General features: G+C 44.6%; 23 protein-coding genes. 17 read left to right on the plus strand and 6 right to left on the minus strand.

The features are described from left to right. Nucleotides 1-53: 53 nt before the first annotated feature. Nucleotides 54-1204 (minus strand): IS3 family transposase gene (locus tag HG547_RS01310; RefSeq protein WP_169546670.1). Its coding sequence is split into 2 segments (ribosomal slippage): nt 54-964 and nt 964-1204, totalling 1152 coding nucleotides; the frame shifts between segments, so codons are not numbered across the junction. Between the two features lie 312 nt (nt 1205-1516). Between HG547_RS01310 and HG547_RS01315 the strand changes: the two genes are divergently transcribed. Genes HG547_RS01315 through HG547_RS01340 form a run of 6 tightly spaced genes read left to right on the plus strand, consistent with a single transcriptional unit; the run spans nt 1517 to nt 6474 of the window. Continuing rightward, nucleotides 1517-2299 (plus strand): DUF3450 domain-containing protein, encoded by a 783-nt coding sequence (locus tag HG547_RS01315; RefSeq protein ID WP_037417266.1) that lies wholly within the window; start codon nt 1517-1519, stop codon nt 2297-2299. After that, complete coding sequence (locus HG547_RS01320; RefSeq protein WP_037428132.1) at nt 2299-3654, plus strand: MotA/TolQ/ExbB proton channel family protein; 1356 nt, start codon at nt 2299-2301, stop codon at nt 3652-3654. The genes HG547_RS01315 and HG547_RS01320 overlap by 1 nt, the downstream gene beginning before the upstream one ends. After that, a complete protein-coding gene (locus tag HG547_RS01325; protein ID WP_080612365.1) occupies nt 3654-4181 on the plus strand; it encodes a MotA/TolQ/ExbB proton channel family protein in 528 nt (175 codons plus the stop codon). The genes HG547_RS01320 and HG547_RS01325 overlap by 1 nt, the downstream gene beginning before the upstream one ends. Nucleotides 4182-4194: 13 nt before the next feature. Then, nucleotides 4195-4599, plus strand: coding sequence for a biopolymer transporter ExbD (locus HG547_RS01330; protein ID WP_037428129.1), 405 nt, complete (start codon nt 4195-4197; stop codon nt 4597-4599). Between the two features lies 1 nt (nt 4600). Then, nucleotides 4601-5224 carry an energy transducer TonB gene (locus tag HG547_RS01335; RefSeq protein WP_169546672.1) on the plus strand — a complete coding sequence of 208 codons (624 nt, stop codon included), beginning with the start codon at nt 4601-4603 and terminating at the stop codon, nt 5222-5224. 2 nt (nt 5225-5226) lie between these two features. Next, nucleotides 5227-6474 (plus strand): tetratricopeptide repeat protein, encoded by a 1248-nt coding sequence (locus HG547_RS01340; RefSeq protein ID WP_169546674.1) that lies wholly within the window; start codon nt 5227-5229, stop codon nt 6472-6474. A 51-nt stretch (nt 6475-6525) separates the two neighbouring features. Here HG547_RS01340 and HG547_RS01345 read toward each other — a convergent pair whose 3' ends face one another. Then, on the minus strand, nt 6526-7035 hold the full coding sequence (locus HG547_RS01345) for a diguanylate cyclase (protein WP_144376517.1): 510 nt from the start codon (nt 7033-7035) through the stop codon (nt 6526-6528). Between the two features lie 80 nt (nt 7036-7115). Here HG547_RS01345 and HG547_RS01350 point away from each other — a divergent pair, with 80 nt between their 5' ends. The 6 genes from HG547_RS01350 (at nt 7116) to HG547_RS01375 (ending at nt 11306) form a co-directional block, all read left to right on the plus strand. Further along, on the plus strand, nt 7116-8945 hold the full coding sequence (locus tag HG547_RS01350; RefSeq protein WP_169546676.1) for a DUF885 domain-containing protein: 1830 nt from the start codon (nt 7116-7118) through the stop codon (nt 8943-8945). A gap of 179 nt (nt 8946-9124) precedes the next feature. Next, nucleotides 9125-9403, plus strand: coding sequence for a peptidylprolyl isomerase (locus HG547_RS01355; RefSeq protein WP_011623210.1), 279 nt, complete (start codon nt 9125-9127; stop codon nt 9401-9403). 74 nt (nt 9404-9477) lie between these two features. Further along, nucleotides 9478-10014, plus strand: coding sequence for a GNAT family protein (locus HG547_RS01360; protein WP_169546678.1), 537 nt, complete (start codon nt 9478-9480; stop codon nt 10012-10014). A 70-nt stretch (nt 10015-10084) separates the two neighbouring features. Beyond that, nucleotides 10085-10315, plus strand: coding sequence for an RNA-binding S4 domain-containing protein (locus HG547_RS01365; protein WP_169546680.1), 231 nt, complete (start codon nt 10085-10087; stop codon nt 10313-10315). A gap of 22 nt (nt 10316-10337) precedes the next feature. After that, nucleotides 10338-10724, plus strand: coding sequence for a ribonuclease E inhibitor RraB (locus HG547_RS01370; RefSeq protein ID WP_037417296.1), 387 nt, complete (start codon nt 10338-10340; stop codon nt 10722-10724). 195 nt (nt 10725-10919) lie between these two features. After that, nucleotides 10920-11306: a hypothetical protein gene (locus HG547_RS01375; RefSeq protein WP_169546682.1), complete on the plus strand. Its 387-nt coding sequence runs from the start codon at nt 10920-10922 to the stop codon at nt 11304-11306. A 93-nt stretch (nt 11307-11399) separates the two neighbouring features. On the opposite strand, the gene HG547_RS01380 is transcribed toward HG547_RS01375, so the two are convergent. Then, complete coding sequence (locus tag HG547_RS01380) at nt 11400-12224, minus strand: transporter substrate-binding domain-containing protein (protein WP_037428116.1); 825 nt, start codon at nt 12222-12224, stop codon at nt 11400-11402. A 132-nt stretch (nt 12225-12356) separates the two neighbouring features. Between HG547_RS01380 and HG547_RS01385 the strand changes: the two genes are divergently transcribed. From HG547_RS01385 to HG547_RS01405, 5 genes are all read left to right on the plus strand, one after another. Continuing rightward, nucleotides 12357-13415, plus strand: coding sequence for a DUF2157 domain-containing protein (locus HG547_RS01385; RefSeq protein ID WP_169546684.1), 1059 nt, complete (start codon nt 12357-12359; stop codon nt 13413-13415). Further along, complete coding sequence (locus HG547_RS01390; protein ID WP_169546686.1) at nt 13408-14532, plus strand: DUF4401 domain-containing protein; 1125 nt, start codon at nt 13408-13410, stop codon at nt 14530-14532. The genes HG547_RS01385 and HG547_RS01390 overlap by 8 nt, the downstream gene beginning before the upstream one ends. Then, on the plus strand, nt 14532-15047 hold the full coding sequence (locus tag HG547_RS01395) for a GDYXXLXY domain-containing protein (RefSeq protein ID WP_037417311.1): 516 nt from the start codon (nt 14532-14534) through the stop codon (nt 15045-15047). The genes HG547_RS01390 and HG547_RS01395 overlap by 1 nt, the downstream gene beginning before the upstream one ends. Nucleotides 15048-15283: 236 nt before the next feature. Continuing rightward, on the plus strand, nt 15284-18130 hold the full coding sequence (locus HG547_RS01400) for an ExeM/NucH family extracellular endonuclease (protein ID WP_169546688.1): 2847 nt from the start codon (nt 15284-15286) through the stop codon (nt 18128-18130). Between the two features lie 222 nt (nt 18131-18352). Next, nucleotides 18353-18781 (plus strand): DUF6678 family protein, encoded by a 429-nt coding sequence (locus HG547_RS01405; RefSeq protein WP_169546690.1) that lies wholly within the window; start codon nt 18353-18355, stop codon nt 18779-18781. A gap of 58 nt (nt 18782-18839) precedes the next feature. Here HG547_RS01405 and HG547_RS01410 read toward each other — a convergent pair whose 3' ends face one another. Genes HG547_RS01410 through HG547_RS01420 form a run of 3 tightly spaced genes read right to left on the minus strand, consistent with a single transcriptional unit; the run spans nt 18840 to nt 21038 of the window. Further along, nucleotides 18840-19736, minus strand: a complete 897-nt coding sequence (locus HG547_RS01410; protein WP_037430978.1) for a hypothetical protein — start codon at nt 19734-19736, stop codon at nt 18840-18842. Between the two features lie 10 nt (nt 19737-19746). Further along, nucleotides 19747-20505, minus strand: a complete 759-nt coding sequence (locus tag HG547_RS01415) for a hypothetical protein (protein WP_023265328.1) — start codon at nt 20503-20505, stop codon at nt 19747-19749. Then, nucleotides 20505-21038 carry a hypothetical protein gene (locus tag HG547_RS01420; protein WP_169546692.1) on the minus strand — a complete coding sequence of 178 codons (534 nt, stop codon included), beginning with the start codon at nt 21036-21038 and terminating at the stop codon, nt 20505-20507. The genes HG547_RS01415 and HG547_RS01420 overlap by 1 nt, the downstream gene beginning before the upstream one ends. Between the last annotated feature and the right edge of the window lie 79 nt (nt 21039-21117).

The raw sequence follows: 21117 nt of genomic DNA on the forward strand, positions 1-21117 counted from the left end.
TTTTCTTTGGTCTAACCGGAAACTGATCTGATCCGGCAACACTGGACACGCCACTAAGCTACTTTCTTTAATTCATAGTTTTCTGGGCTGAGATAGCCAATAGCACTATGCCTTCTGGTTTTGTTGTAATCAACTTCAATGTATTCAAATACCTGTTGTTGAAGCGTTACCCTCTCAGTTAACGGTTCATCTTTGAGCAGTTCGACCTTCAGAGTATGGAAGAAGCTCTCTGCCACTGCATTGTCCCAGCAATTGCCTTTTCTACTCATGCTTTGTATAAGCTGATGTTTTTCAATCAAATTTCTATAAGCCGTTGAACAGTATTGGCTGCCTCGGTCGCTGTGAACTATGACGTTCTTGGGGCGTCCGCGGCGCAGTAAAGCCATTTGCAATGCTTTACACGTCAGCTCTGCCGTCATCCGCGAATTCATCGACCAGCCAATCACTGCTCGCGAGTACAAATCAATGATAACGGCCAGATAGAGCCAGCCCTCGTTGGTTAGCAAATACGTGATGTCACCTACCCATTTCTGGTTAGGCGCATCCGCACTAAAGTTCTGCTCGAGCAAATTTGGGGCCACTGGCAACTGATGGTTGCTATCTGTGGTCACCTTGAACTTACGAGCTGCTTTGGCTTTTAACCCTTGTCTTTTCATGCTGTTCAATATCGTTTTCAGGTCTGCATGGTCGCCATTTTCAGCCAACGCAACCTGAATACGGCGCGCACCGTCACGTTGCTTACCTTGCGTAAAAGCCTTATTGATTTTCTCGTCCGGCGCGGCCCGCCGTAGGGCTTTCTCGCCAGGTTCTTCACCGGTATGACGCCACTGATAATACCCACTTCGCGATACACCAAACACAGCGGCCATGCGCAGCAGGCGGAACCTGTGTTGGTGCTCCAGCATAAATTCAAATGCAGCTACTTTTGATTTTTCGCGAAGTAGGTTGCGGCCTTTTTTAAGATGGCTAAATCCTCAGCCTGATCAGCCAGTTGGCGACGTAACTTAGCTACTTCGGCCGCTAGTTCAGCTTCACGCTGGCTGGTAGTGGATTTTTTCTCTGATGCATTACGCCAGTTGTAAATCTGGGTTTCGTATAGCTTCAACTGCCGTGCTGCTTCGGCCACGCCAACACGCTCGGCCAGTTTCAGGGCTTCGGTTTTAAATTCTGCGGTATAAGTCTTACGGTTCTTTTTAGTTGTCATAGGCACCTCGTTATGTGATTTTACTCACTTAGCGCGGTGTACAGAACTACTGGATCAGATCATCCGTAAAAAAATTCATAACTAAGACTTCTTTACACTCGTTTTTACATGTTCTGAATGTTGACACAGGTCAACATTTTGTGAAATGATGCCAGCGGGTCTATGCCTGTAAGGGCATAGGAAAGGGAAGAAAAAACTAAGAATCACAAGAGAAAGATGAGCTTACGGTAAGCATTTCCTAAAGTAAGTCTTGCTTAAAGTGATGTTGCTGGTAAGTTAACTTTTTTATTCACTTCAAATTGGTTGGGAACTATGTCCAAGGTAAGCAATAGAACAAAAATCGCTACTGCACTTGTTGGCGTGCTTGCATTAGCGAGCAGCAACTTAGTAGTTGCAGATCCTCTTACCGACGTGCAGAAAGCGGATAGTATGATCCATGCTGATGCTGCTGCGTCGCAAAAGAACGTTGATAAGTATTTCGATCAAGCACAAGACATGCTTTTTGAGTATGGTTCAGTTGCTGATGAGCGTGAGTCACTGAAGTCCTATAACGATTACGTTGCCAGCTTGGTTGCTGATCAACAAAAAACAATGGACGCAGTTCAAAATGACATTAATGGCGTAGATAAACTACGTCAGGGCGTTGTGCCTTTAATGTTTAAAATGGTTGAGTCTTTAGAACAATTCGTTCAATTAGACTTGCCATTCAACTCTGAAGTCCGTGCTAACCGTGTTAAAGAGTTAAAAACACTTTTAAACACAGCAGAAGTGACTTTAGCTGAAAAATACCGTTTGATCCTGGATGCGTACAGCATCGAGCGTGAGTATGGTAGTGCTGTTGCAGTTAACCAAGGTAAATTGACCTTAGATGGTAAAGAAGTATTAGTAGACTTCTTTAACTTGGGTCGTGTTGCTCTGTATGCACAAAGCTTAGATCAAAAGACTGGCTGGATGTACAACCCAGAAACTAAGGGTTGGGATAAGTTAGATGACAGCTATCTGCGTGAACTGACTAAAGGTATCCGCATTGCCCGTAAACAAGGCGCTCTAGATCTATTCGCATTACCAATTCCTGCTGCGGAGACTGCACAATAATGAAGAAGTTAATTACTACAGCTGTATTAGCTGCAAGTTTTTCTTTAACTGCTGGTATGGCTAGCGCTGCTGATGCACCTAAGACCATCGACCAATTATTGCAGCAAGTTAAAGTTGATCGCGCTGCTGAAGGCAAAGTTAACAGCAAACGTGAGCAAGAGTTTCAAGCTGAGCGTGGCGATAAAGCGGCTTTATTGAAGCGTGAAAAAGACGCTTTGGCGGCTGAAAAACAACGCGGTAAAGATTTAAACCAAGCCTTCTTAGATAATGAGCGCAAAATCGCCCAGTTAGAAGAAGATCTGAAAACTGCTCAAGGTGACTTGGGTGAGATGTTCGGTGTGGTTAAAGGTGAAGCAGGCGATTTCGCGGGTAAATTAGCGAGTTCAAACGTCAGTGCTCAATTTCCTAATCGTGACAAATTTGTTGCTGATTTAGGTGCTCGTAAGCAATTACCAAAAATTGAAGAGTTAGAGCAATTCTGGCAAGAACAGTTATTCGAAATGGTGCAATCTGGTAAGGTTGTTAAATTTAATGCGTCTGTTACTGCGATTGATGGTAGTGTAAAAAATACCACTATTCACCGTATTGGTACTTATAACCTAACTGCTGATGGCAAATATGTTGTTTACAATCCTGAATTAGGTTTAGTTCAAGAGTTATCACAACAGCCTGAAGGTTATCAAGTCAGTGCTGTTGGTAAATGGGAACAAACCACCTCAGGTACTGCACCATTCTACATTGACCCCGCTCGTGGTGTTTTGTTAAATATCTTTACAAACAAAGCCAGTATGGAAGATCGTTTAGAGTCTGGTGGCACAATTGGTTATATCATTCTGGTATTACTTGCACTTGGCTTATTAATTGCTGCTGAGCGTTTTATTGTTCTGGCTGCTATTGGTGCAAAAGTTAAAAATCAAGCGAAGAATGTTGATAAACCAGGTAATAACGCTCTTGGCCGTATCTTGAAGGTTTACCATGAAAACAAAGACGTTGATGTTGAAACGTTGGAGTTGAAATTGGATGAAGCCATTCTGAAAGAAACCCCAGCATTAGAAGCGCGTATTCCAATTCTAAAAGTGATTGCTGCTATCGGTCCTATGTTAGGGCTGCTAGGTACAGTAACCGGTATGATTGCAACCTTCCAAAGTATTCAATTGTTCGGTACTGGCGATCCAAAACTGATGGCTGGCGGTATCTCAATGGCGCTGGTAACGACGGTTCAAGGTCTGGTTGCGGCTCTGCCTCTGATGTTATTGCATGCACTTTTAGTTGCACGTAGTAAATCAATCACCCAAATATTGGAAGAGCAAAGTGCGGGTATCATCGCAGCACATGCTGAGAAGAGGGCTAACTAATGATGATTCACCTGATGGACATATGGGATTCCGTCAGGGGCTTCATGGCCTCCGGAGGCAACGTCCTCTGGTTAGTTGCGTTTGTGCTGTTCTTAATGTGGGTATTGATGCTTGAACGTTACTGGTATCTAAATTGGATATCACCAAAGCAACATAAAGCAATCATAGCTGCATGGGATGCTAGAGAGGAAACTACCTCTTGGTATGCACACCGTATCCGTGAAGCTTGGCTGTCCCAAGCGAAGCAAGATTTGAATGCACGTATGCTGATGATTAAAACCTTAGTAGCGATTTGTCCTATGATAGGTTTATTAGGTACCGTTACCGGTATGATTTCAGTGTTCGATGTGATGGCAGTTCAGGGGACGAGTAATGCTCGTTTAATGGCGGCTGGTATTTCAATGGCAACTATGCCCACTATGGCGGGAATGGTTGCAGCACTATCGGGAGTATTCTTCAGTACTCGCCTTGATGTGAAAATGAAAATCAGCTTAGAAAAGCTAAAAGACAGCATGCCGCACCACTAGAGAGAGATTGAACATGGCACGTAAAAAGCATTCCAGTGTAGACGAGGAAGCGCAAATTGATATGACACCGATGCTCGACATCGTGTTCATCATGCTGATCTTCTTCATTGTAACAACGTCATTCGTGAAGCCATCTGGTTTGGATTATAACAAACCAAAAGCATCACAAGCGACTTCAAAGCCTTCGGCCAACATCTTCATTGGCGTCAGCAAAACTGGCGTTATCATGATGGAAAACCGTCAGGTTGATATCGAACGTGTAACAGCAAACGTTGAGCGTATGTTAGCTGAAGCGCCTGAAGCAGCAGTGCTTATTCAGGCTGATAAAGACGCAATGCACGGCTTAGTTGTTAAAGTTCTAGACCAAGTCAAAGCGGCTGGTATAGATAAGATTTCGGTATCTGCGGGGAACGATTAATATGCTAAGAGCACTAGTATCAATCATTATTGGTGCTGCTGTGACTTTTGGTCTGTTCGCTTTTATGGCGTTCTTGGTCGGTGGTGGGGCGCAGCGCGCTGAAACATCGGCCGAGACCCCTGTAATTGAAATCACCATGGATAGACAGGATGCAAAAGCACAGAATAAGCCAAGGGTAGTGCCTAAACCGCCACCACCACCAGCACAGCCTGAGAAACCTCAAACTGCGCCACCAGATACTTCATCAAATATTGATACGGCAATGTCGTTCAATATGGGAGCTGTCGAAACCGGTGGTCATAGTGCAGGTGGTTTTAAACTGGGTAATATGATGACTCGTGACGGCGATGCAACACCTATCGTTCGTATCGAGCCACAATATCCAATCGCAGCCGCTCGTGATGGTAAAGAAGGTTGGGTGCAATTACGCTTTACAATTAATGAGTTAGGGGGTGTTGATGACGTTGAAGTTATTCAAGCAGAACCTAAACGTTTATTTGATAAAGAAGCAATACGAGCACTGAAAAAGTGGAAGTACAAACCAAAGATTGTTGATGGTAAGCCACTTAAACAACCTGGTATGACAGTACAACTTGACTTCACTTTAGACAAAGGAGGCAATTAATAATGCGTAATGCTAATAAAATCGCAGTTGCGTTATTACTTTCCCTTTGTGGTGGTGCGTTATCAGTTTCTTCTGCTATTGCAGCTGAAAAGTGTGAAGTTGATAAACGTCAATCTAAAGCGGTAGGTGAGAGTGCTGCGAAAAAGGTGCAGAAGTCCTTTGAAGCTTATACGAATGGTCAAGTTGATGAAGCGATTGCCATTCTGTTAGAAGCAAACCCAAAGAATGATTTCGATAAAGCCTATGTCGCGCGTATGCTAGGTAACTTCTATGCCGAAAAAGGCAAGATGGATACTGCGATCAAGTACCTAAAACAAGCTGTTGAAGCCGATATTTTAGGTGGTACCGATCACGCTGCAACATTGCGCCTTTATGCTGATTTGTTGTTACAAGAGAAAAAGTTTAAGGAAGCGATTCCATACTATTACAAATGGATGGATTTCACCTGTAAGACTGATGCTCAGATGTACCGTCGCATTGGTATTGCACATTCAGAACTTAAGCAGTGGGATAAAGTAATTGAAGTGGCTGATAAAGGCCTTTCACTTGCTGAGTCACCTGATAAAGGTCTGTATCAGATGAAGTTAACGTCTTACTTTAACCAGAAGCAATATAAGAAAGCCGTTGGTGTGTTAGAAGTCATGGTACCGTTATTTCCGGATGACGGCAGATTATGGGTTCAGCTCGCACAATTTTATCTAATGGTCGAAGACTATGATAAAGCGCTAGCGACTTATGACTTGGCATATCGTAATGGTTTCTTAGAAACTGGGGCTAACATTACTCGTTTAGCTCAGCTGATGGCTCAGAAGGGTGCGCCATACCAAGCAGCGAAAGTTTTTGAGAAGCATATGAAGTCGGGCTTAATCACACAAGATGCTAAATCTTATGAGATTTTGGCTGGTTTTTACCAAAATGCGAAAGAGTTTAAAGAAGCCGCTGACTTTTATGGTAAAGCTGCTGCAATCAGCAACGATGGTAAGCTTTATCTGAAGCAAGGTCGTTTACTGAGCTTGGGTGAGAAATATAATGAAGCGATTCCTGTGCTTGAAAAAGCAATCTCTTTAGGTATTGAACATCCCGGTGAAGCAAACTTCGAGCTGGCTTTAGCTCATCTTAGTTTGAAACAGTATAAGTCTGCTTATAATCGTGCTGTATTAGCTGCGAAAGATAAGAAGACAGAGAAGAGTGCAAACAGCTACATCTCTTACATCAAAGAGAAAGCTCGTATGCATAACGTCGAACTGTAATTCATCTAATTTGCTAGGTAGATCTAAAAAGCCCCGAAAGGGGCTTTTTGTTTATTGAAGCTTTACTAATGCTTTGGATTGCTGTTGTTTACGTTCAAGCTCTTGTGAAAGTTTGGAAACATTATTGAATATAGATTCAATTTTTTGTTCTTGAGTCGGTAAGCAGAGGCAAGCTGCGAGTTTGTAGTCAATTTTTAGCTTATGAGTTTTGCCAAACTCTTGATTAAATTCTTGAATATGATCTTCTATGCGATTAAGAACAACTTCGGTACCTGCTTCATCAATATTGAATAATCCTAAGGCAAAATGATTGTGGTCTAATCTAGCAATTAAATCCGTTGCTCTTAGCAGTGCTTCTTGTACTTGTTTAGTAAAAAATTCGAGTAAATGTGGTTGTTTAACGGTTTCGTGAATGTGAGGGCACAGATACAATAGCGCCAAGCTTTGCTGTTCTCGTATATGCCTATGCCATTCTCGGTTAAAGACTTCCATGAAATAAGTTTGGTTGTAAACCCCTGTTTCTGGATCTCTAAAACCTGAGTTACGAAATGAGTAGATCATAGAATAATCCCGTAAGTAGACTTTTCAGTAAGTATAGGAAGAGTCTGGCTATCTCGGACGTAAAAGGAGAAATATAAAAAATGAAATTAAATGTAGTTGCGGGAACGATAGCCTTAGTGCTAGCCCTACAGGGATGCTCAAAGCCTGAAACAAAAATTGTTACACAGGAAGGGACAACGCAGACCCCAGCGACTCAAGCAGAAAACCAAACGGCTGAGTCGCGTTATGTTGCACTCGTCGATGCCTATTTTAAAGACTACTTGAAGCTTGAGCCTATTTACGCCACTTTTGTGGGTGTTAACGACTACAATGCGCAGTTTGGTGGTGATTTAACTGAAGAGTATCTTAAGGCTCGACACGATCTAAATACTCGCTATCTAGCACAAGTTAAGGCTATTGATGTTGAGCAATTACCAGCGGATCTGCAATTAAGTTATTCGTTGTTTGTTTATGATCGTGAAATGGCGTTAGTTGATGAAACCTATCCGTCACGCTTTATGCCTATCAGCCAGTTTTACAGTACTGTTATAACTATGGTGCAGCTAGGAAGTGGTGAAAGTGCTCAGCCTTTTAATACCGTTCAAGATTACCGCAATTGGGAACAGCGTGTGAATGGTTTCATTCAGTGGATCCAGCTTGCTCAACAGCGTATGGATGAGGGGATTGCAAGTAAGGTTGTACTTCCTCGAGTGCTGGTTGAGCGTATTATTCCACAGCTAGATGCTATGCTGACGACCGATGCCAGCCAAAGTATTTTCTATTCACCGATTAATCACTTCCCAGAAGGTTTTTCAGATCAAGACAAAGCTGAGCTAACAGCAAGTTATCAGGCGATGATTAATGAGCGTTTAGTGCCTGCATTAGCAGGGCTGCGCGATTACTTTAAGCAGACTTATTTGCCTAAGTCCCGTGCAACGGATGGTTGGTCTGGTCTACCAAATGGTAAAGCTTGGTATCAGCATTTAGCCAATTCTCATACCACCACAACCATGCCAGTGGATGAAATTCATCAAATTGGTCTGAATGAGGTCGCACGAATCCTTTCTGAGATGGACAAAGTCCGTGAGCAAGTGGGTTTTAAAGGTGACTTAAAAGCTTTTTTTGCCTCTTTATCGTCTGAGCCACAATACTTCTATGGCGATCGCCAAGGCTTAATCGATGGTTATATGGTGTTGAAAGATAAGATTAACCAAGTATTGCCACAGTATTTTAATGTAATGCCAAAGGCCGACTATGTGGTTAAACCGGTTGAAAGCTTTAGAGAGCAATCGGCTGCGGGCGCATCCTATGAATCACCAGCTGTAGATGGGAGCCGTCCAGGGGTGTTTTATATCAACACCTACAACTTGAAAGCTCAGCCGAAATGGGGCATGACGACACTGTCACTGCATGAAGCGGCACCTGGTCACCATTTCCAAATCGCCATTAAGCAAGAGTTAACGGGTGTACCTGAGTTTCAACGCTTCAGCGGTTATACTGCGTTTGAAGAGGGCTGGGCGCTGTATGCTGAATACTTAGGCATCGAAATGGGGCTCTTTAGCGACCCTTATCAGTACTTTGGTAAGCTTTCAGACGAAATGCTGCGTGCGATGCGTTTGGTGGTGGATACGGGATTACATGCCAAAGGCTGGAGTCGCGAACAAGCGATTCAATACATGAAGGACAATTCGCCCATGGCCGAGTCGGATATTATTGCCGAGGTTGAACGTTATATGGCAATTCCTGGCCAAGCGTTGTCTTATAAAGTGGGTCAACTAAAAATTCTTGCCCTACGTGAGCGTGCTGAAAAAGCCCTAGGTGATAAGTTTGATCTTAAGGCTTTCCATGATCAGATTCTGACTTCTGGCTCACTACCTATGGCGGTGATGGAACAGAAAATTGATCGCTGGATAGCGGCGACTAAGGCTTAACACGGAGTCGATTATGTAGCGCCGTTATCGATAACAAAATTGATAACGGTGCGGTTTAAAGCTTTTTAATTAAACATAATGTTTTTATACTCAACATTCACATCTCGTTTTCAGTCATAAAAACGGGAACCATATGATATTTGGGGCAAATGTCTCAGCATTATTCAGGGAGTTTTATCATGGTTCAGGCTACAGCAAGACATTTGTTAGTCAGCAGTGAAGAGCAGTGCCAAGCACTTAAACAACAGATCCTCGACGGTGCTGATTTTGCGCAAATCGCGCGCGCTCATTCTTCATGCCCATCGGGCGCTCAAGGTGGTGAATTAGGTTCATTCGGTCCAGGCATGATGGTGCGTGAGTTTGATGAAGTGGTATTTAGTGCGCCGTTAAACGTGGTTCAAGGTCCAGTTAAAACCCAGTTTGGTTACCACTTACTCGAAGTCACCAGCCGCGGTTAATCGTCTTCTTGCCGAGGCAATGGCAGCGTTTAGCTGCCATTTTTTTTAGTTCGTCCATCCATTGGGGAGCCGCTATGCTTGAACTCTATACCGACAGATTAAGACTTCGCAGTTTACAAGAGCAGGATTGGCCACACTTTTTGGCATTACACCAAGATCCTGACATCAATCGCTACGTGCGTAATCCTGAAGCTCCCGAATTGATCCGGCAAAAGTTTGAGCAGCGCTCAGTCACCTGGGACTATACCTCTGGCGATTGGCTTACGCTGGTGATTGAAACCCTTGATACCTGCGAGTTTATCGGTTTAACCGGTCTTCATTGCCAAAGTGTGGAGGAACAACGTACTGAGGTCGGTTATTTGCTGGTGCACGCGGGACAAGGCAAAGGCTATGCCACTGAGAGTTTGCAAGCTGTCATCGATTGGGCCTGTTTGAGCTTATCAATACATAAATTCGTCGGATACTGCGCCAAAGACAATATAGGTTCGGCACGAGTGATGGAAAAATGTGGTTTTCAACTCGAAGGCGTATTTAGGCAGCATTTTAAGATAGGCGATGAGTGGCTAGATGAATGCGCCTATGGCCTGCTCGCCGATGAAAGGCAAAGATAAGTTAAATTATCTGCATCGCAATGGACATGCTGCTATAATGCCGCAGGTTTATTTTTTGAGGCGTATTTAAGTGACGCAAATTAATCAGTTAGTTTTGCATCCCGGCGAAGATTTTATTGAATTGTACAAAGTATTAAAGGTACAAGGTATGTCGAATGCCGGTGGCGAAGCGAAGCATGTTATTGATGAAGGTTTGGTTACCGTCAATGGCGAAGTAGAAACCCGCAAACGTAAAAAAGTCATTGCGGGTGACATCGTCAGTTTTAACGGTGAATCGGTTCAAATCATTGCGGCTGAATAAGCCTGATACTGTGGAGTAGGATATGCAATTTCCAGACGACGATAATGGCAAAATGCTGGCCGCAATGGCTGAAGCCGGAATTGACCTTACTAAAGCCCTCGATGTTGATTTCTTTTTAGTTTTTGATGATCAGCGTGATGCTGAAACTGCACTTGAAGAATTAGCCAATTCGGATCTCGAAGGTGAAGTTGAGCTGAATTTGAATGATGAGCTAGGCAAGTGGGAAATCATCGTATGCATCAACATGGTGCCAGACTACGATGACTTGGTTGAGCAAGAAACCATTCTCAATGATTTTGCGGCCGAGTTTGGCGGCATGACCGATGGTTGGGGTGTGATGCAACACCAAGACGGCGATGATGAGTTTATGGACGATGATCACGTTCATGATGAGCATTGTCATCACTGATTTATGCCATATTATCAATGATAAAGGAGCCATAAGGCTCCTTTATTTTTGTCTTTCAATAATATTCCTGCGACTCGATTTAAATCCATCTCATACCCATTACGAAATGTAACTAGGCTTAAGCTGGTCTTACAGTTAATGCAATCAGATGCACTATTCTCAATTCTTGAAAAGCATCAGAGGAGGGGAAATATTATGCAGTTAAGTATATTGGTGGCGGCGTTATTGAGCTTGATGATTTGTATTTATTACCTATCGCAAGGAAGATTACAGATTATAGCCATGCTTCAGGGAGCCAATATTGCTCAATTGAATAAGCAAGTGTTACTTAGTTTATTCTATTGCCAAATGGGCTTTTTCATCACAACGAGCCTCTGCTTATTTGCTTGCGCGCTAGGTGTCGTTCCTCGTATGTATGCCTACAGTTTATTACTATTTATCGGTTTAAATTACGGTATTTTTGCTATTTGGCATTGTCATATAGCCAAACTTGGTCCACCCGAGAAGAGGTTTGGTTTATATATCATGGCATTGAGCCTGTTGTTGGTATCATTATTTACGTTGTTGGGAGCATTGCACTAATCCGTTTTATCAATATCGAGTTCGCACGAGGGCTCGAGATTAAATATTGCCTTTTAGGCACCATAGTGCTCACTAAATTGCTGTCAATACATCTTAGTGTGTGATTTGTCCTGCACTATTGTGTTCGCTGGCGAGCTCTAATCCATATTGGCGCACGAGCTCTGTGAGTTTGCCGTTTTGCTGCAATTGCTGTAACCAAAGGTTGAGTTTATCTGGGTGTAGTTTCGAATGTGGATTGATTAACACGCCATGATAATAATGTTGATCCCATTGATTTGATACATAGAGTTGTTGATCTTGCGGATTTGAAGCGAGGTAAAAATTGAGGTAGGAAATGGTCACTGGGGCAATTTCTGCGCGCTTTCGAAGTACGGTTTCAATGGATGCTTTATTGCTGTTTACAAAAACGACCTTGTAGTTTTTTTCTAGCACTGCAGGATCGGTTTCGAAGTTGGCAAAGCGATAGTGGTAGCCTTTAACTAATGCTAGCGTTCGCTCTTTGAACAGAGCAAAAAACTGAGGATCTTTTACTTTTTCCTTCAGGGCGATAAAGACTTCGCCATCATGGATATGTAGGGGGATAAATGCTGTATTAAGTTTTTCCCACCCCCAGCGTGGATTTTCAAACATGATCATATCGAATCTTCCAGCTGCATAGGCTTTATATCTATGCTCTATGCTGGTGGAGACAAACTCAAAGCTGATTTCTTGCTGAATTTGGTTGAGGGCGTTGATGAGATCAAGCGTTAAGCCTGTATAACGGCCATCGCTCTGTAAATTGACATAGGGAGCAAATTGATAGCCCCCAACACGAATAACGGGTTTTGTCTGAGCGGGAGAAAGGGGACCTGCAGTTGCAACACTGAATAAATTCAACACTAGGCCTAATAGTAAATTCAGTAATACAGCTAGTCGCATAAGTTATCCTGTTTATCGTGAAGTCTTAAGCTTATCTTTAACAGAGACAAGTTAATACAATTAATTATTGCACTTAAGTTGGTTAAATGCGTATTTTGTGTGAGTCAGTATCAAAAATAAGGAAGTTTCATATTGCGCAATCTTACTTCTCAAGTTTATGAGTGGCTGGAGCAAGGACATATTACTCGGGCGCAGGCAAATGAGTTGTTTCGCAGCGTATTGGTGTCGCCCAACTCTCTCAGTTGGCAGCGGTTATTATCCCTTTTGCTTCAGTGGGCGGGGGCGTTAAGCCTAGTGACGGGGATTATTTTCTTTTTTGCTTACAATTGGCAGTCCCTAGACAGAATAAGCAAATTTGCCCTGATTGAAGCCGCGCTATTGATTAGCCTTGTGTGCTTTGTTTGGCTGTATTACCGCAGCATGTTGAGGCAAGTTGATGCCCATCATCATCTTTTTGGTGCCACGCTTGCAAACGTGGCACTGTTAGTGGTGAGTATGTTAATTGGTGGACTTTTAGCCTTGGTGGGCCAGACCTATCAAACGGGAGCGGATCCTTGGCAGCTATTTGCGTTGTGGGCATTAGCCATTATCCCCTTAGCTTGGGTGGCAGGTTTTGATGGCTTATGGTTGTTATTACTCGGGTTAGTTAATTTAAGCCTTGGACTCTTTGCTGATACCGCATCCTACCTTTTGGATGAACAGATTTGGTTATTTGTCTTTGCGGCTATTAATCTGACTATCTATTATGTTTTTGTTTTTATGGGAAAAAGCCAGAGCAATCGCTGGCATGCACCACTTATGCTGTATGCGAGTTCACTTGTGGCCATGGGCTGTTTTACCTTATTGCTCTGTTGGATGATTTTTGAACCCAGTGATTCTAAGCCGCTACTTGTAGGTGTGTGGGCTGGTTACTTTATTCATTTGTTATTGGGATTCTGGTGGTTCAGGCACAGATTATTACAGATTTATCCGTTGGCTTTGGGCGGTTTTAGTTTGATTGCTGTGGGTGCTGCGCTATTAACCGAACTGCTGTTTAAGAATAGCGATCCTATAGGCGGCTTTTTATTGATTGGGCTTTATATTATTTTGGCAAGTACCGGCTTGAGTACTGTGTTAATACGATTACAATGGCAATTTAGCGCCGAAATGACGCCAATATCCCTCGTAGGAGAGGAGCTGAGTCATGAATAACCCCCTCACTGATTCGATTCAAGATCCTGGTGCTTCAGCGGCGCAAACGCTTTGGAATAGTTTGTATGCAAAGGGCGAAGTGAACGCACCAGAACGGCCCCAATCCCATGAAATACCTTGGTATATTGCGTTGATGCAAGCCTTTGCAGCTTGGATTGCCGCCTGGTTTTTATTGGGCTTTATGGCGTCACTTTTCGATAGTGTATGGGGGCGATTCGAAGGGGGAGCCGCTCTGTTTATCGGTTGTATCTATTTAGGCTTAGGACTCGCCTTGTATTGGGGCGGGCGCCAACAGCACTTTTTACAGCAATTTGCCTTTGCCTCATGTTTAAGCGGTACGCTTGCCCTTGCTTGGGGACTGTTTGATTTGCTCGGCGATACCTTTAATCTTGCTTGGTATCTGAGTATGGCTGCTTTGTTTCTGTTGCTTTGGGGCATGATAAAACACAAGGTTGCTCAATGGGTATTTGCATTCTGTTTATTAGCCTGTTTGACGGGGCTGTTGGCTGAGTGGCATTTACTCAACTTAACACCGACTTTGCTGGTGTCGTTACTGAGTGTGGTGCTATTAAATATCCATCGCACAGGATATCACTATCAGCGGGCGAGGATGTTGGTCTATGGTGCTGCTTCACTTTTGCTCTCCATTCAACTAATACATGTCTTCAGTATGGATAGGATCTTTGAGGCGTTATTTATATCCGGTTGGCAGTCGGGAATGGCAGTTAGTCATTTACTCGTAGTATTTACTCTTTGTGGTTTCCTACTCGTTAGTCTGTTTAACCAATGGCAAATCTCACTCACCGCCCCCAGTGGGTTGTTTGCGTTTTTAGGCCTAGTGCTGATTACTGCACTGTCTTTACCCATGCAGGGTTTATCGACAGCTGTGTGGCTCATCTTGTTGGGGCACTATGCAAATGAGTCTTGGTTGAAGGGAATGGGTATTGTTTCAGGGTTGGTTTTTGCTGGTGGTTATTATTATTCATTAGAGACAACGCTGATGCTTAAGTCGCTGTATTTGATGGGATTAGGGTTGTTACTGCTTGCCGCGAGATTAGTGATGTGGCGTTACTTTCCTATCTCAGACGCACAAGCAGAGTTAGAGGAGCATGTGTAATGGGGACGGCGATGTTGTATTTAGCGAACAGCCACCGAAGAGTCCTATTATTGGTTGTTGTTACTGTGGTGGCCTTGCTGACGATGGTGAATTGGCGAATCGCCCAGTTTGAGCAGTTATTGCAAGATGGCAAAGTGGTGCGTTTTGCCTTAGCGCCAGTGGATCCTCGCTCGATTATGCAGGGGGATTATATGGCCTTGGAATATGCCATTGCACAGGAGGTACGCGCCGCGTTGCCTGAGGGGATGACGCAGGGGCAACTACTGTTGACTCTCGATTCGCAAAAAGTGGCGCACTTTGTCGGTATTTACCGTGACCAGCCCAAAGCCGCCGATCAACTCACCGTAGATTTTCGCCTGCGCAATCATAGGGTAAAGCTGGCCTCAAATAGTTTTTTCTTTGAAGAGGGCCAAGCTGACCACTTCAGCCAAGCCAAATACGGCGAGTTTAGAGTCAGCGAACGGGGAGAGTTGTTGTTGGTGACGCTGCTCGATGAGCAGCTGCAACCGCTATAACGGGAAACCGTAATGGATGTTAACAAGATGGTGAGTTAGGCTCGCCATCTTCGCTATTTTTCCTAGTACAATCCGCTAAATCGTCGCCTAAATATACACCTTAAGTTGCAACTTAAGTGCAACTAATTTGTAACCTTGATTCCCTATAGTATCGTCAGTTTTCGAAGCTGAATGCTTCGTAAAATGGTCAATCATAAACTCAAATATCAATATAAAAGATACTTTTAGGGGTCATTATGTTTAATAACAAAACGCTGTTGGCGTTAGCCATCAGTAGCATCTGTGGCGTTGCTCATGCTGCCGATAATCTAATTATTTCTGAATATGTTGAAGGCAGCAGCAATAACAAAGCCATTGAGCTGTACAACCCAACTGCTAACACTATTGATTTAAGCCAGTATCAATTGCGCTTCTATTTTAATGGCAGCACAAATGTGGGCACGACTATCACCCTGAATGGCACCTTAGCGGCAGGGGCAACTTATGTTGTCGCTGATAACGACGCATCGGCCGATATTCTGGCGGTGACGAATCAACAAAGCAGCGCGAGTTTTTTCAATGGTGATGATGCCATTGTGCTGACCTATCAAGACCAAGTGATTGATAGCTTAGGCCAAGTGGGTGTCGATCCAGGCAGTGAATGGGGCAGTGGTGATTTATCGACCCAGGACAACACGCTACGCCGCAATCCCGATCAGCTAATCGCCGATACCATTATTGATGATGCTGTTACCTTTAATACATGGTTAGGTTTTGCCAAAGACGATATCTCGGATTTGGGTAAGTTCAGTGCAGGCACACCTACCGATCCTGTTGAGCCGCCACCGAGTTCATTAGCCTGTGGTGAAGCCTCAACGCCTATCCATGCTCTGCAAGGTTCGACCAATGTCAGTCCGTTAAACGGACAAACCTTAGTGGTAGAAGCCATTGTGGTGAGTAACCAAGAAGCTGGCCTAAAGGGCATCTTCGTGCAAATGGCCGACAACGAAGCCGATAACGATCCACAAACTTCTGAAGGGGTGTTTGTTTATACCGGTAATGCGCCTACGGGTTACGTGGCGGGCGACCGTGTACGTTTAAAGGCTAAAGTCACTGAATATCAAGGCTTAACGGAACTGACTACCGTTGCCGATCATAAACTTTGCGTTGCAGGACAAGCTTTGCCGAGTGCCGCGGTAGTAACTTTACCCGTCAACTCAAGCGATGATTTTGAGCCCTTTGAAGGCATGCGCGTACGCTTTAGCCAAGATCTGGTCGTGAACGAAGTCTACAATTTGGGCCGCTATGGTGAAATTTCACTCGGTAGCAGCCGTCACTTTATTGGGACACAAGTCGCTGCGCCAGGTGCCGATGCTTTAGCCGTCACGGCGGCCAATCTTAAAGACAGTATTTTACTCGACGATGGTCTAACGGCGCAGAACCCTGATCCTGTGATTTTCCCGGCGCCAGGTTTAAGCGCTTCAAACACTGTGCGTGTGGGTGATAAAGCCACGAGCCTTACTGGTGTTATGCACTATGGCTTTAATCTTTATCGCATTATGCCGACTGAGCCCGTTAATTTTGTAGCGGAAAATCCTCGTCCACAATCACCAGTGCTTGCCGAAGGCGGCAACCTGAAAGTCGCCAGCTTTAACGTACTGAACTACTTTAATGGCGATGGACAAGGCGGTGGTTTCCCTACTGCGCGCGGTGCCAATACCCTGAGTGAGTTTGAGCGTCAAAAAGCGAAGATTGTCAGCGCTATGGTGGGGATCAGTGCCGATGTGTTTGGTCTGATGGAAATCGAGAACGATGGCTTTGGCGCCAACTCGGCGATTGCCGATCTCGTGGCGGGCCTCAATGTCGCCGTGGGTGAAAATCGCTATGCTTATGTTATTCCAAAGGTCAATGGCAGCAGCTTAAGTGCGATAGGTACGGATGCGATTACCGTTGGTTTAATTTATCGCAGTGACAAAGTGAGCCCTCAGGGTGATGCGCGTATTTTATCAAGCGCTAACTCTCCCTTAGATGACGCCGCGCAGCCGCTGTTCGACGACAGCAAAAACCGCCCTATGTTGACTCAAGCTTTCGCGCTAAACGGCAGTGAGGAGAGTGTAGTCGTTGCGGTTAATCACTTGAAATCTAAAGGCAGTGAGTGTGCTGGCGATCCAGATATGAACGATGGCCAAGGCAACTGCAATATTACCCGTAGTCGCGCAGCAACGGCGGCAGGGCAGTGGATTGCCGCGCAGTATCCTGAGCAAGGTGTACTGCTGATTGGTGACTTAAACTCCTACGCCAAGGAAGACCCGCTGATGGCATTGGCTAACGCTGGCTTTAGTGAGTTGTTCGCCAAACTTGAAAAAGCTAATCCTTATTCCTATGTATTCTCGGGTGAATCGGGACAGTTAGACCATGCGCTCGCGAATGCTGCGTTAGTGGATAAAGTCCTAGATGTGACTGAGTGGCATATTAATACCGACGAGCCACGTGTGTTAGATTACAACGAAGAGTTTAAGACCCCTGCGCAGGTGCAAGACTTGTACGCTAGTGATGCTTATCGATCATCTGATCATGATCCTGTAGTGATTTCACTCTTGCTCGAAGCTGAAAAAGTCGCCCCTGAAGCCAGCTTCACTCAGGTTGTGAATGGTGCGAGTGTGCAATTGAGGTCAACCGCCATTGATAGCGACGGTCAAATCGTTTCTACTCAGTGGGACTTTGGCGATAATAGTCAAGGTATTGGAGAGGCGGTATCACACACTTATGCGCAAAGTGGTGATTATCTAGTGACGTTAACCGTAACGGACAATGACGGCTTAAGCCATAGCAGCTCGCAAATGGTGTCAGTGGTGGTTGAAAATGTGAAGAAACCACCCGTTGCCCAAATTCAGCGCATCAATCTATGGCTGGTCGATATGTTTATTTCGACTAGCTATGACACCGATGGGGTTATTAAGCAGCATAAGTGGAAGTTTGATAATGGCACCCGCGCCAATGGTCCTGTAGTACTGCGTCTGGCGCGCCGCGGAGAGCATACCGTCGAATTAACCGTTAAAGACAATGATAAATTAACGGATACGACGACACTGACGTACCGTTAAGCGTTAGCCTCTTTCTTTAAATATCAAAAGCCTGCTGTTGCAGGCTTTTTACTTTGATTCACTTACTTAATTCATCACTTGCTTAATTGACTTTATTAACTGGCTATATTAACGGACTATAGCATGCTTGAAATTCAAGCTAAGTCGCTGTAAGTACATCCTCGCTTAAGCTAAGATGACGCCACTTATGGATTTTTACTCACAGGGAGCACACTCATCGCAATGAATGCAGACACCTTGGCGTACCTCAATCAGTATCAATTAACCTCAGTGATGAACCTTACTAAATGGCGAAAACTTGAGCAGGCGCTTCATGAGGCACCAGAGTTTGTGCCTCATGTGCGTTATAAGCTGCTGGAGGATGAAGGGCCAAACCCTGGTTTTACGCCAGTATGGTGGGACGAGTTACTCGCTATTTGCGAGAGGATTGAGTGGCTTGAAATTGATCCGCTGAAAAGAGAGCACCGCGGCAGATTGCTGCCGGAAAAGACCACGGATTTTACAGATTATATTGAGGCGCAACTGCATAAGTATCGGCTTCCCTACAGTAAAGAAGCTCAAGGGATCAGGATTTGGGGCTATCTACGCCCCGATGCAACCATGCCTGTATTTGTTATTGCGGCTGGTGGCGAGACAATAAAGGAAGCGTAAGCAAATTCAGACGACAGATAAAAAACGGGGCGCTAATTGATTAGCGCCCCGCTAAGGATTACAGCACGATATAAAGTGGCCAGCCGAGTAGGCCGACGAGTCCTTCTTTATGCTCGAATCTTTCTAAACGCTCAGGTGAGGCGTCATTGAGCAGCAGCTCACGGTAGCTTTTTGCAAAATGCAGTGTTCGCAGCAATGCTGGCGCAAAGTTTTTCCCCAAATCTTTACCGATAGTCTCGGCCAGCTCCGCGGGGAGTTCTGCCAAGGCTTTTTGGGTTTGCTGCTCGATATACTCAAGGCTAAACCATTCGTCCTGCAAGCTGATTTTGGCAATGCGCTTTTTCAAATCTTGTCTGACTTTGGCATTATCAAACAACATCCGATACAGCACGGCTTCGGCCAATACGCTCTCTAGATTTAAGAAATCCAAAGGATCGTAGCTGGTTTGGGCATAAAACTGCGCCATTAGCGCCGCAATCGATTGCTGACGTTGGTGCTCGACTAATGCATCCTGATAGGCCTCATATCCAAGCCACTCTTCGGCGTCTGGTGGCGTAGAGACTTGTTCCAGTAGAAATTTATCTACATCACCATAGAGTGATTTGCCATTGACCAGCTTATGTTTGCTCACCACGCTAAGCATGCTCCAGCCCTTTTGGAAGCATTTGACCACACCATCTGCGGTGAGCAATAAACGCAATGCCTGTTGTTGATCTTTATTCGATAGTTCCATTAACCCGAGACTAACGACGCCAATCACATCGTGCGCCGCTTGTTCCAGTAAGTGCATCTTGTACTTGTTGTAGAACTTATCTGCCAATTTGAGGCTCATCAAAATGGCTTTAGATTTGATTTGTGCGAGCTGCTCACCGCTAAGGGTGTTGTCTGCTTGGCCTTTGGCCAACACCTTACTCAGGTATGGGCCTTGGTCTAAATCACGCAGTACCAGTTGCATCTAGGGATCCTTAATCTAAAAAGCTAAACATATCATCCACTTCTGCGTATTCATCCGTGACTTGGTTTTTCTCTTTGGCTTGGATAACTAATTCATTAACGAATTTGTTAATGATCATTTCCCAGCCAGAGCTTTCGTTACGCAGCAGGTTTTTAATGGCTTTTTCTACATCGGGTGCCAGCTCATGGATTAATGCCATCAGACTACGTGGGTCATCTAGGCTTAAGCTATGGGCTTCTTCGCTGGCGACACGGCTGTCATAGCCGACGGTATCAGTATCTTCTTCATCGTCATAATAATCGTTGAAGTGGTCTTCATCGTCGTGGCGTTCGCCCAGCATCATCTCAATAAAAGGGATAGACAGATAGAAGAGGCCGGCGGGATCTTCGGCAATGCACTCTAAAATAGCGGTTTGTTTTTCTTCGCTATCTTGAATACGAATTAAATAAGTTAAAAAATCAAAGGTATGCTGAATGAGTTCTTCGGCATTGTTTTTGATTTTTTCTTCCCAATACAAAGGTTGCTGACAGACGATGTCGCGAATTTGCTCAGGTGTCATCAGCTCCGACATAATTGACGGGCAGGAGATATCGTGGTGACTGTTGATTTGCGTCAGTGTCACAATATCCATTTTTTCAATGACTTCGACTAATTGCTCATCGTTCATTGTGGTGGCGATGAGTTCGAAACGTTTACTGGCCTGTTTTGGCTCGACATCGGCGAGCTCTTTAATCTCGGCAACGGTTATCTCAATGAGACTGGTGTTCATTAGCGGTCCTCATCATCGTACTGATCGTAATAGCCATCTTCCTCTTCGCCGTCATCATCGTCGTCATCGGAATAGTCGGCGTAATCACTGTCTTCGTCTTCAAAATCATCGTCAGCACTGCGTTTAGGGGCTGGCGTACTTTTGCCTTGGTTTTCCAATAAGTACAGCACGGCGCAGCTTTCAATCAGTAAATCCTCTGAGTAAGCGCGCACCGCTAGCACTAATGGCAAATCGGAATTGTTAAAGCCGATTGTGACCTTAAATTCATCCCACTCAGGTTGCGTTGCGGTGTTAATCCAGTGAGCCCACTTGAGCTTGGCGTCACTTGGAAATTTTACTCGGCCATAGAGTGCCACAGGCAGGTACTCGGGTACTGACTCGAGCATTTTTGGATCGGCCTGTAATACTTTTTTGATTTGACTGGTAAATTGCTCCAGTGCCTTGGGGGTATCCGGGTCATCATAGGACTCGATATTGTCGTAGGCATTGGTCTTAAGCTCATTAATGCGTGAGATATTCAGTTTTTTTGCCATGGGCTTGTCTCGAAATAAAGCGCAGAAATAATTTATTCGGCGTAGAAAATGCGGAGTTAACCGCTCGTTAATTCGGCGC

Origin of the sequence: Shewanella sp. DNRA4 (genome assembly GCF_012843185.1) — a bacterium.
Taxonomy (GTDB): domain Bacteria; phylum Pseudomonadota; class Gammaproteobacteria; order Enterobacterales; family Shewanellaceae; genus Shewanella; species Shewanella xiamenensis.

Excerpts from the sequence above, each read along its gene's own strand:
- HG547_RS01315 (WP_037417266.1), top strand. The coding sequence starts at position 1,517 with ATGTCCAAGGTAAGCAATAGAACAAAAATCGCTACTGCACTTGTTGGC.
- HG547_RS01320 (WP_037428132.1), top strand. The coding sequence starts at position 2,299 with ATGAAGAAGTTAATTACTACAGCTGTATTAGCTGCAAGTTTTTCTTTA.
- HG547_RS01325 (WP_080612365.1), top strand. The coding sequence starts at position 3,654 with ATGATGATTCACCTGATGGACATATGGGATTCCGTCAGGGGCTTCATG.
- HG547_RS01330 (WP_037428129.1), top strand. The coding sequence starts at position 4,195 with ATGGCACGTAAAAAGCATTCCAGTGTAGACGAGGAAGCGCAAATTGAT.
- HG547_RS01335 (WP_169546672.1), top strand. The coding sequence starts at position 4,601 with ATGCTAAGAGCACTAGTATCAATCATTATTGGTGCTGCTGTGACTTTT.
- HG547_RS01340 (WP_169546674.1), top strand. The coding sequence starts at position 5,227 with ATGCGTAATGCTAATAAAATCGCAGTTGCGTTATTACTTTCCCTTTGT.
- HG547_RS01345 (WP_144376517.1), bottom strand. The coding sequence starts at position 7,035 with ATGATCTACTCATTTCGTAACTCAGGTTTTAGAGATCCAGAAACAGGG.
- HG547_RS01350 (WP_169546676.1), top strand. The coding sequence starts at position 7,116 with ATGAAATTAAATGTAGTTGCGGGAACGATAGCCTTAGTGCTAGCCCTA.
- HG547_RS01355 (WP_011623210.1), top strand. The coding sequence starts at position 9,125 with ATGGTTCAGGCTACAGCAAGACATTTGTTAGTCAGCAGTGAAGAGCAG.
- HG547_RS01360 (WP_169546678.1), top strand. The coding sequence starts at position 9,478 with ATGCTTGAACTCTATACCGACAGATTAAGACTTCGCAGTTTACAAGAG.
- HG547_RS01370 (WP_037417296.1), top strand. The coding sequence starts at position 10,338 with ATGCAATTTCCAGACGACGATAATGGCAAAATGCTGGCCGCAATGGCT.
- HG547_RS01375 (WP_169546682.1), top strand. The coding sequence starts at position 10,920 with ATGCAGTTAAGTATATTGGTGGCGGCGTTATTGAGCTTGATGATTTGT.
- HG547_RS01380 (WP_037428116.1), bottom strand. The coding sequence starts at position 12,224 with ATGCGACTAGCTGTATTACTGAATTTACTATTAGGCCTAGTGTTGAAT.
- HG547_RS01390 (WP_169546686.1), top strand. The coding sequence starts at position 13,408 with ATGAATAACCCCCTCACTGATTCGATTCAAGATCCTGGTGCTTCAGCG.
- HG547_RS01395 (WP_037417311.1), top strand. The coding sequence starts at position 14,532 with ATGGGGACGGCGATGTTGTATTTAGCGAACAGCCACCGAAGAGTCCTA.
- HG547_RS01400 (WP_169546688.1), top strand. The coding sequence starts at position 15,284 with ATGTTTAATAACAAAACGCTGTTGGCGTTAGCCATCAGTAGCATCTGT.
- HG547_RS01405 (WP_169546690.1), top strand. The coding sequence starts at position 18,353 with ATGAATGCAGACACCTTGGCGTACCTCAATCAGTATCAATTAACCTCA.
- HG547_RS01410 (WP_037430978.1), bottom strand. The coding sequence starts at position 19,736 with ATGCAACTGGTACTGCGTGATTTAGACCAAGGCCCATACCTGAGTAAG.
- HG547_RS01415 (WP_023265328.1), bottom strand. The coding sequence starts at position 20,505 with ATGAACACCAGTCTCATTGAGATAACCGTTGCCGAGATTAAAGAGCTC.
- HG547_RS01420 (WP_169546692.1), bottom strand. The coding sequence starts at position 21,038 with ATGGCAAAAAAACTGAATATCTCACGCATTAATGAGCTTAAGACCAAT.